Below are 10,340 nucleotides of genomic sequence, written 5' to 3' on the forward strand. Positions count from 1 at the left end.
CGGACGTGCCGCTGAAGCCGGCTCACAGGCCTAAACTCACAAAGGGTGCCTGTCGTCGTGACAAGGTTTCGGCTGATGACGGTCGGGTCATCACCCCGCCGTCAGCCGGTCCAGCTCATCAATGCGCTGTTGCAGGCGGGCGGCGGCCAGCAGGTTGGCCAGCCAGATGACGGCCAGGATCAGGGCAATGACGGCCACGGCCAGGCCGATGATGATGCGGGCCAGCAGCAGACCGTCGCCTTGCACCTCTGACCAGCTGCCCAGCAACATCAGGGCCAGGCCCGGCACATAGGGCAGGATGTACCAACGCCAGACGCTGGTCAGGGCGTCGCGCTGGCGGGTCAAGGCATGGCGATAGCTGTCCAGCACGATCCCGGCGGCCCCTTCCGTCACGGCCCGCCCGGCCGTCGCCCGGCGCCTCATCTGCCACTGCATGTAGGCGATGCCGAGGATGACCAGGGCGCTGCCCGCCTTCAGCATCCAGCCGGGAAGGAACCAGACATAGGCGCCGAACAGGGGGATGGTGATGGCCGCCGCCAGGTGTTCCACCAGGTTGCGCCGGCGGACCAGGCGTTCCAGCGCGGCGGCTTTCTTGCGGATGTCGTCGAGGGTCATGGGGGGAATCTCCGGTTCCTGGGTTTGCCAAAGGGTTTGCAGGTCATCGGGCGGGGCCGTCATGGCTGGCCTCCCTTGTGGGGTTGTTCGGGCTGGAAATGCCGGGCCAGAACGGCCTTGGCACGGTGGATCTTGGTGGCGACGGTGCCCGGTGACAGGCCGGTCACCTCGCCGATGGCGGCGGCGTCCTCGCCCTCCAGGTACAGCAGGATCACCTGTCGGTCCGGGGCCTTCAGCCGGCGGATGAGGTCGTAGAGGCGGTCCAGCGTCCGGCGCCGGTCGGCCGCCTGTTCGGGTGTGTCGGCGAGGGCCGGCGTTTCCGCCAGTTCATCCAGGCTGGCCGCCGGGGCTGCCAGGCGCGACTGGCGCTGGCGTAGCGCATGGCTGGCGCCGGTGTTGTGGGCCACCCGGAACACCCAGGTGCGCAGGCCGCAGCGACCGTCGAAGGTGTCCAGGCTGCGCCATAGGGCCAGGTGGATGTCCTGCAGCAAGTCGCGCGCCAGGTCGGCGTCGCGCTCATAGGCGCGGGCCAGCCGCTCCAGCGCCGGGCCGAACTGGGCGGCCGCCTGCTGGTACCGTGTGTCCTGGTCTGGGCTGCCGCCGTCCATGTCCTGTCCTTTGGCGTTGCTCATGCCAAGGTAGTCCGGGACGCGGGTGATTTCTTACAGGCGGAACGCAAAAAAAAGCCCCCGCTCGGTCCGTCCGGGCGGGGGCGTGTCAGTTTTGATGGCGGCGGTTGGGGTCAGGCCGCCGTCAGTTCCTCGGCGGGGCCGAAGAATTCGTAGTGGATGCGGTCCGACGGCACCCCGGCCAGCGACAGGCCACCGACGAAGGCGCGCAGGAAGGGCTTCGGCCCGCACAGGTAAAAGTCGGCCTGGTGCAGGGGGGTGTTGTCGCGCAGCCAGTCGAGGGTGATCAGGCCGGTGACGTCGTGGCTGATACCCGGTTCGTCATCGCCCAGCGGGTCGCTGTAGAAGGTGGCGACCTTGATGCCGGGATGCCGGGCGGCGATGGCGCGGACGTGGGCGTCCATGGCGTGGGTGGCGCTGCTGGCCGTGCCGTGGATGTAGTGCGTTTCCAGATCCGGATGCTTTTCCGCGATGGTTTCCACCATGCTGACCATGGGGGTCAGGCCCACGCCGCCGGACAGCAGCACCACCGGCCGCTGCGGCTGGTCGGGCAGGAAGAAGTCGCCTGCGGGCGGGGAAACCCGCAGCACGTCGCCCACGCGGACATGGGCGTGCAGCCAGGAGGAGGCGGCACCCCTCTCCTCCCGCTTCACCGAGATGCGATAGTTGCGGCCGTTGGGGGCGGTGGAGATGCTGTAGTTGCGGCGCGTGGGCACCAGGTCGGGGCCGGCCACCGGCAGCAGGAAGGTCAGGTACTGGCCAGCCTTGTGCCGCAGCACGGGCCCGCCGTCCTTGGGCACCAGCACGAAGCTGGTGATGATGTCGCTCTCCACGATCTTTTCCGCCACCGTGAAGTCGCGCCAGCCGGACCAGCCGCCCTCGGCGCTGGCCAGGTCGTTATAAATCCCCTGTTCGCGCGCCATCAGCACATGGGCCAGGAACCAGTAGGCCTCCCCCCAGGCGGCCAGGATGTCGGGCGTCGCCGCCTCACCCAGCACGTCCTGCAGGGCGCCCAGCAGGGCGGTCGCCACGTGGGGGTAATGGTCCGGCAGGATACGCAGGCCGACATGTTTCTGGGCGATGCGCTCCACCGCCGGGGCCAGGGCGCCCAGGTTCTCGATGTTGCGGGCATAGGCCAGGACGGCGTTGGCCAGCGCCTTGGTCTGGGTGCCGTCCTGCCCCTGGTGGCTGTGGTTGAACAAGGCCGCGATGTCCGCGTCCTGGAACAGGCGGGCGTACATGGCGCGGGTGATGGCGGGGCCGTGGTCGGCCAGCGCCGGCACGGTGGCCTTGACGATGGCGATGGTCTGGGCGCTCAGCGGCTGGGGCTGCGGCATGGGGCGGTTCCTCGGGAGATGTGCGCGGGGGATGAGTGGGGGCAGGCGGCCGGGCGGTAGAACAGGCCCAGTTGCAGGCTGGTGGCGATGCGCGCCGCCTTGGCCATGGCATCGGCCGCCGCTGGGGGTGGCAACACCTCCGCCGTGGTCTGTGACCACAGGGCCAGCCACCGGTCGAACAGGGCGGGGGTCATCCGCTCCAGATGTTTCAGGTGCGCCGCCATGGGGTTGCCCTTGTAGCGGGGACCGGTGATCCGCTCCGGCGCCAGCAGCAGGGCCGACCAGAAGGCGGTCAGCGTTTCCAGGTGATGGTCCCAGTCGGCGATGGCCCCATTGAACACCGGCCCCAAGTCGGGATCGTGGCGCGCGCGGGCATAGAACCGGGAAACCAGGGTGGCGATGAGCGGCTCATCCATCGGTTGGCCTCAAACATGTATCTCAAATACATGTTACTGTGTCACCGGAAAGATGCAACAGGAATATTTGTTTGATTGGCGTTCTGTGATTGGCGCCCCGGAAACGGCGACAGCCGGGCGGTCCCCCACCCGGCTGTCGGTCATGACGGATGCGGAGGGTCAGACCTTGGCGGCGGCCGGCACGGTGCGGAAGCTGATGGCCATGCGGTTGTAGGCGTTCATCAGACCGATGGCGATGGTCAGGTCGGCCAGTTCCTTTTCGGTGAAGTGGGCGCGGGCGGCCTGGAATTCCGCATCCGGCACGCCGGTGTCGGCGACGCGGGTCACCGTCTCGGTCCAGCGCAGGGCGGCCTGCTCCCTCTCCGTGAACAGGGCGCCGGCTTCATGCCAGGCCGGGACCAGCACCAGCTTTTCCACCGCCAGGCCGCCCTTCAGCAGGTCGCGGGAATGCATGTCGATGCAATAGGCGCAGCCGTTGATCTGTGAGGTGCGCAGGTAGACCAGGTCCACCAGCTGGGCGGGCAGGTCGCTCTGGATGATGTAGCCATAGACGCCGCCCAAAGCCTTCATGCCGGCGGGCGCGGCGGCGGTGTAGTCGAGACGCTGGGTCATGATCGCTTCCTCTTCCTTGGCCGGCCGGTGCCGCCCGATGAGGGAAGGATGCGCCGATCATGGTTCAGGAAACAGCACCAAGAATGTCAAAAAACCCTGTACCATGTTGGCCCATGGATACCGATCTCTCCATCGTGCTGGACCGTGCGGCGGCGACGCCGCTGGCCGCGCAGATCCACGGCGCGCTGCGCCAGGCCATCCAGGACGGCCGGCTGGCCGCCGGGGCGCGCCTGCCGTCGTGGCGGGACCTGGCGGCGCGGCTGGGCGTGGCGCGTGGCACGGTGCGGGTGGCCTATGAGCGGCTGACGGACGAACAGCTGGTGGTGGGCCTGGGCGCGGCCGGCACCCGGGTGGCGCGCTGGCCGGCGCCGGGGCAGGCCATGACGGTGCCCCCGCCGGTGGAAACCCCGCCTTTGCCGGGCTTCTTCCATGACTTCGAGGTCCCGCCCCTGGCCTTCCAGATGGGTGTGCCGGCGCAGGACGCCTTCCCCTACACCCTATGGTCCCGCCTCCAGGCCCGGGCGGCGCGTACGGCGGCGCTGGCCCCCGTGGCCTATCCCGACCCGCGCGGCCATCCGGACTTGCGACGCGGGATCGCGGCCTACCTCGCGATCTCCCGGGGCATCCACTGCACCCCGGCCCAGGTGCTGGTGACCAACGGTTTCGCCGGCGCCGTCGGCCTCGTCATCCGCGCCCTGCGGCTGGAGGGCAAGGCGGCGTGGATGGAGGAGCCGGGCTTCCCCCTGACGCGCATGGCCCTGGCGCTGGCCGGCATGACGCCCCGCCCGGTGCCGGTGGATGGCGACGGTCTGGACGTGGCCGCCGGCGTGGGCGTCGCCCCGGATGCCGCCCTGGCGGTGGTGACGCCGGGGCAGCAGGCGCCGCTGGGCATGACACTGTCGCTGGCCCGCCGCGTCGCCCTGCTGGACTGGGCCCGGCGCACCGGCGCCTGGGTGCTGGAGGATGATTATCTGAGCGAACTGCAACTGGCCGGGCGGGCCGCGCCGGCGCTGGCGGCGGTTGACCATGCCGCCGGCGGCGACAGCCGCGTGCTGCACGCCGGCACCTTCAGCAAGACCATCAGCCCGGCGCTGCGCCTGGGTTTCCTGGTGGTGCCGCCATCGCTGGCCGGGCATTTCGGCGACGTGGCGGCCTGTCTGGCCCCGGCCCCGGCGGCACCCGTGCAGCGGGCGGTCGCCGCCTTCCTGGCGGAGGGGCATTACCTGCGCCATCTGCGCCGCATGAAGCGCCTCTACGCCGCGCGCCGCGCGATGTTGCTCCAGGCGCTGGACGGCGTGCTGCCGGTACGGGCCACGGCCGGCCTGTCGGTGGTGGTGTCGCTGCCGTCCGGCACCAATGACCTCACCATCGCCAACCAGGCGCTGGCCTTCGGCATGGCGCCGGTGCCGCTGTCGCCCTGGTACGCCGCCGAAGGGAAAGGGCGGGCCGGCCTGGTGTTGGGCGTCACCAACCTGAACGACCGGCACCTGGCGGCCCATTGCCGCCGCCTGGCCGACCTGGTGGCCAGCGTCGGGTGAGGTGTCCCCCCTGCCGTGACGGGGGCTGCTGCGAAGGGGGCTTGACGCCGCCCCCGCCGTCCCCGCATCTTGGCCCCATGAACGCCTTCTTTGCCCTGACCAGCAAAACCATCACCACCACCGCCATCGGCGGGTGGTGTCGGATGGACTTGTCGGCGTAAGGCCAGGTCGTTCCGCACCCCCCGCCCTAACGGGACGGGGGAGATGGCTGGAAAGACGCCTCCGTTCCAAACCCGAACGGAGACAGTCATGAGCCCCCACCATCCATCCCGACGTTCCGCCTCCCGCTCCGCCCTCATCGTGCTCGACATGCAGGTGGGCCTGATGCACGGCCCGGTGCCACCCCACGCCGGCGCCGGCGTGCTGGTCCGTATCCAGGACATGGCCGACCGTGCCCGCCAGGCGCGCGGCATGGTGGTGCTGGTCCAGCATGACGGCCCCGAGGGCTCGCCCGCCGCCCCCGGTTCCGCCAACTGGCAACTGGTGGAACAGCTGGCGCCCCAGGCCGGCGACCTGGTGGTGCGCAAGACGCGGCCCAGCGTTTTCGCCGGCACGGAACTGGCGGCCTTGCTGCGCGGCCATGGCATTGACCGGGTGGTGCTGGCCGGCATGAAGACGGAATATTGCGTCGACGCCTCCTGCCGCGCCGCCCGCGACCTGGGCTTCGAGGCGGTGCTGGCCGGCGACGCCCACACGACGGTGGACACGCCCGCGCTGGCCGCCGGCGCCATCATCCAGCACCACAACCTGACGCTGGGCGGCCCATTCGCCCAGGTGATGGCGGCGGCGGCGGTGGGATTCTGACCCGCCATACCCTCGAAATACCCCCGTAGGACAAGTGGCGGAAAAGACGCATATTTGTCGACCACCGTCCGCACCCCGCCCACCGGTCACCGTTTGGTCACGGGCCAAGGCCATCCGGATCGCGCTTGAAAGGGGCGCTCGCCCAGTCAAGGGCGCGCCATGATGGGGCGGGGAGGGGTCGATGGGTGTGGCGTCGCCGGGATCGCGGCCGGGGAAGAGGCTGTCGCGGCGGCAGCGGCTGGCGGCTGGCGCCTCGTTGTTGGCGCTGGGTGTCGCCCTGGCTGGCCCGCCAGGGCGGGCGCAGGATGTCACGCTGTCGGGCTCCACCATCGGCTACGCCAATGGCGGCACGCTGGGCGCGTTGCGGATCACGGGCACGGCCCAGGTCGCGGGCGGCACTATTGCCGGCGTGGCCAACACCGGACTCATCGCCGCCCTGACGAATGCCGGCACCGTGACCGGCACCTTCGGGATGCGGAACCAAGGCAGCATCGGCGCGCTGATCGACAGCGGCGTTGTCGAGGGCGCCGCCGTGGCGTTGCTGAACCAGGGCACGGTCACGCACCTGTCCATCACCGCCAGCGGCAGCCTCAGCGCCGGGTCCACCGTGCTTTACAACGGCGGCAGTATCGGCACGCTGGTGAACCAGGGGCGGCTGGGCGGCGGCTTCGGCTTCGGCCGCAACGTCCTGTTCAATGCCGGCACCATCGGCACCTTCATCAATACCGGCCTGCTCAGCGGCAGTTCGGCCGGCATGGTCAACACCGGCGCCGTGGGCGGCCTGACCAACACCGGCACCATCGAGGCGCTGACCGTGGGACTGCTGGTCCAGGGCACGGTGGGCACTCTCGCCAACGGCGGCACCATCAACGCGGCCAACACGGCGCTCTACATCCATACCGTGGGCGGCATCGGCCAGCTCGGCAACAGCGGTCTGATCGCCGGTCTGGTGGGGGTGCTGAACGAGGGCAGCATCGCCACCGTCCTCAACACCGGCGCCATCACCGGCGGCACCATGGCGGCCCTGCTGAACCGGGGGCGGCTGGATCGGGTGGACAACAGCGGCATCCTTAGCGGCCAGCTGTCCGGCCTCTACAACCTGGGCACCCTGGGTAGCGTCAGCAACAGCGGCACCATCGTTGGCCGCAGCGTGGCGCTGGTCAACTGGGGCACCCTCGGCACGGTCAGCAACAGTGGCACCCTGACCAGCAGGGGGGAAGGCCTCTATAACGGCCAGGGTACCCTGGGCCTGCTTGCCAACACCGGCACCATCGCCGGCTACAAGGGGGTGGCCAACGCGGTGCAACTGGGCGCGCTGGTCAATGACGGTGTCATCCTCGGCACGGGCTTCGCTTTGGACTTGTCGGGCACCACCGGCACGATCAGCAACAGCGGCCTCATCAGCGGCCCCACGGCCCTGCGTCTGAACAGTGGCGCCGCCCTGGCCGGCGTGGTCAACCAGGGCACCATCGTCGGCACCATCCTGAACCTGTCGACGGCCATGCTGACCCTGTCCGGCGGCGCCACACCGGGTACCTTCACCGGCACCGGTGGCGCCCAGGCCACCATCGCCAGCACGCTGGCCAATGTGGTGCTGGGCGGCGGCCGGCTGCTGTTGAACGACGTCGTGGACGTGACCGGCCATACCCTGGTGAACGCCCGGGCGACCGTGATGCTGAACACCGTCGTCAGCATCGCCGGCGCCTATGCCCAGGTGCAGGGCGGTTTGGAGATGGCGTCGGGCGCGGCGCGGCTGGTGGTCGGCGATGCCGCGCTGCTGACGGGCGGCACGGTGGTGGCCGCCCCGTCGGCGACGGCCAGCTATCTCGCCGGCGCCACCCTGGCCACCCTGGTCCAGGGCGGGGCCGGATCCCGCTATAGCGGCGTGACCGTGGCCAGCGCCGTCACCGGCCTGGCGGCGCAGGGCGGCGTCAGTGGCGCCACCCTGCTGGCGGTGGCGGCCAACGACTATGTCGGCGATGGCCAGGCCACGCTCAGCAACACCGGCGTCCTGACCAACACCGCCGGCGGCGCCACGGCGCTTTACATCGCGGTGTCCGGCAGCGTGGGCACCCTGGCCAACAGCGGGGTGATCGCTGGCGATATCGTCAATGCCGGTGGCCAGGCGCTGACCATCGTGGGCGGCCTGGGTGGGGTGGTCGGCACGTTGACGGGGGTGGGCGTGGCCTCGGGCCGGTTGCGCAGCACGGGCGAGGTGGTTTTCGCCAGCGGGGCGCTGCTGCTGAACGACGCCATTGAGGCCGCCGCCGTGGCCAACAGGGGCGCCAGCCTGGCGCTGGCCGGCACGCTTACCATCACCGGCCGATACAGTCAGACGGACGGCACGCTGGCCCTCGGCGCCCATACCCTGGTGGTGACCGACGCGGCGCTGCTGACTGGCGGCACGGTGACGGCCAGCCTGGCGTCGGGTGGCAACCAGATGGCCGGGGCGGTGCTGGGCACGCTGGTGATCGGCGGGGCGGCTTCCCGCTACAGCGGCGTGGTGACCGATGTGGCGGTGGACGGGCTATCGGCGGCGGTGACGACGGTGACCATTGGCGCCCAGGTGGACCTGGTGGCCACGGTCGCCAACAACTATGTCGGCGGCACCCTGGCCCGCCTGGACAACAGCGGCGTCATCACCGCCGTCACCGCCGTCCATGTCGCCGCCGGCGGCAGCGTCGGCACCCTGGCCAACACCGGTGCCTTGCTGGGGACCGTGGCCGGTGTCGCCAATCTGGGCACGGTGGGCCAGGTCAGCAACCAGGGGACCATCAGTGGCGGTGTCACCGGCTTCGCCAACCAGGCCGGCGCCGGCGTCGCCACCCTCAGCAACAGCGGCCTGATCCAGGGGCCGCTGGCCCTCTATAATGCGGGCTCCATCGGCCTGGTCAGCAACAGTGGCGTCATCGCCGATGGCGCCGGCCCCAGCAGCGCCGGCGTCAACAACGCCGGCATGGTCGCCACGGTGCTGAATACCGGCACCATCAGCGGGGTGACCCGCGGCCTCCTCAACACCGGTTCCATCGGCACCATCGTCAACAGCGGCCTGATCACCGCGGTCACGGCGATCTATACCAGCGGCACCTTGGGCGCGCTCAGCAACAGCGGCACCATCCTGGGCAATGTGGTGAACGTCAGCGCTCATGACCTGACGGTCACCGGCGGCAGCGGCGGCGCTGTGGGCAGCTTCGCCGGCGGTACCATCCGCAACAGTCTGTCCAACCTGACCTTCGCGTCGGGGGCCATCAGCTTGGGCGACGCCGTCGACGCCACCGGCCACACGGTGGCCAATACCGGGGCCGGTATTGCGCTCAGTTCTGACGTCAGCATCGGCGGTGCCTACAGCCAGACGGGCGGTACGCTGGCGATCGCGGGTCACGTGCTGTCCGTCAGCGATGCGGCCCAGGTGACGGGCGGTGTGGTGGACGCGGGCCTCAGCGCCACGGGCAATTACTTGGTGGGTGACAGTGCCGCCCTGGTCCAGGGCGGCGCAGGGTCCCGCTACGCTGGCGCCATGGTCACCAGTGGCGTGACCGGCCTGGACGCCACGGGTGCCAACAGTGGCACCCGCCTGCTGGTCGTGGCCGGCAACGACTATGTCGGCGGCGGTCTGGCCAGCCTGGGCGTCATCGGCACTCTTGCCAACACCGCCGGTGGCGCCACGGCGCTGTACATCGCCCGGACCGGCACCCTGGGTACTCTTTCCAACAGCGGCATCATCAGCGGCAACGTGGTCAACGCCAGCACCCATGACCTGGTGATCGTGGGCGGGGGCGAGGGCACGGCGGGGAGCTTCGCCGGCGGCACCATCCGCAATAGCCTGTCCAACCTGACCTTCGTGTCGGGGGCCATCAGCTTGGGTGACGCCATCGACGCCACCGGCCATACGGTGGCCAGCACCGGGGCCGGCATCGCGCTCAGTTCTGACGTCAGCATCGGAGGTGCCTACAGCCAGACGGGCGGTACGCTGGCGATCGCGGGTCACGTGCTGTCCGTCAGCGATGCGGCGGTGGTCAGCGCCGGCGTGGTCAACGCCGGTGTCAGCGCCACGGGCAATTACTTGGTGGGTGACAGTGTCACCCTGATCCAGGGCGGGGCAGGGTCCAGCTACGCTGGCGCCATGGTCACCAGTGGCGTGACCGGCCTGGACGCCACGGGTGCCAACAGTGGCGCTCGCCTGCTGGCCGTGGCCGGCAACGACTATGTCGGCGGCAGCCTGTCCAGCCTCAGCGTTACCGGTACGCTCGCCAACACCGCCGGCGGCGCCACGGCGCTGTACATCGCCTCGACCGGCAGCCTGGGCACGGTGGCCAACAGCGGCACGATCGCCGGCAACGTGGTCAACACCAGCGCCAACGCCCTGGTGCTGACCGGCGGCACCGGCAG

General features: G+C 70.2%; 8 protein-coding genes. 3 read left to right on the forward strand and 5 right to left on the reverse strand.

Annotation, left to right across the window (positions count from 1 at the left end; translation table 11 throughout):
* Positions 1–90 precede the first annotated feature (90 nt).
* The 5 genes from FHS74_RS28410 to FHS74_RS28430 all read right to left on the reverse strand — a co-directional run bounded on the left by FHS74_RS28410 (position 91) and on the right by FHS74_RS28430 (position 3,609).
* Positions 91–678 carry a hypothetical protein gene (locus tag FHS74_RS28410; protein WP_184807636.1) on the reverse strand — a complete coding sequence of 196 codons (588 nt, stop codon included), beginning with the start codon at positions 676–678 and terminating at the stop codon, positions 91–93.
* Positions 675–1,247 carry an RNA polymerase sigma factor gene (locus tag FHS74_RS28415; RefSeq protein WP_211106600.1) on the reverse strand — a complete coding sequence of 191 codons (573 nt, stop codon included), beginning with the start codon at positions 1,245–1,247 and terminating at the stop codon, positions 675–677. The genes FHS74_RS28410 and FHS74_RS28415 overlap by 4 nt, the downstream gene beginning before the upstream one ends.
* Positions 1,248–1,357: 110 nt before the next feature.
* Complete coding sequence (gene hmpA / locus FHS74_RS28420) at positions 1,358–2,581, reverse strand: NO-inducible flavohemoprotein (protein ID WP_184807637.1); 1,224 nt, start codon at positions 2,579–2,581, stop codon at positions 1,358–1,360.
* Positions 2,560–2,997, reverse strand: coding sequence for a group III truncated hemoglobin (locus tag FHS74_RS28425; protein ID WP_211106601.1), 438 nt, complete (start codon positions 2,995–2,997; stop codon positions 2,560–2,562). Before FHS74_RS28425 ends, hmpA begins: the two co-directional genes overlap by 22 nt.
* Positions 2,998–3,156: 159 nt before the next feature.
* Positions 3,157–3,609, reverse strand: a complete 453-nt coding sequence (locus FHS74_RS28430; RefSeq protein ID WP_184807638.1) for a carboxymuconolactone decarboxylase family protein — start codon at positions 3,607–3,609, stop codon at positions 3,157–3,159.
* A gap of 113 nt (positions 3,610–3,722) precedes the next feature.
* Between FHS74_RS28430 and pdxR the strand changes: the two genes are divergently transcribed.
* The 3 genes from pdxR to FHS74_RS28445 all read left to right on the forward strand — a co-directional run.
* Complete coding sequence (gene pdxR, locus FHS74_RS28435) at positions 3,723–5,147, forward strand: MocR-like pyridoxine biosynthesis transcription factor PdxR (RefSeq protein WP_184807639.1); 1,425 nt, start codon at positions 3,723–3,725, stop codon at positions 5,145–5,147.
* Between the two features lie 249 nt (positions 5,148–5,396).
* Positions 5,397–5,951, forward strand: coding sequence for a cysteine hydrolase family protein (locus FHS74_RS28440; RefSeq protein WP_184807640.1), 555 nt, complete (start codon positions 5,397–5,399; stop codon positions 5,949–5,951).
* A 181-nt stretch (positions 5,952–6,132) separates the two neighbouring features.
* Positions 6,133–10,340 (forward strand): beta strand repeat-containing protein (locus tag FHS74_RS28445; RefSeq protein WP_184807641.1); only part of this gene is annotated, 4,208 nt, incomplete at its 3' end.

This window comes from Nitrospirillum iridis (assembly GCF_014205765.1).
GTDB classification, from domain to species: Bacteria; Pseudomonadota; Alphaproteobacteria; order Azospirillales; family Azospirillaceae; genus Nitrospirillum; species Nitrospirillum iridis.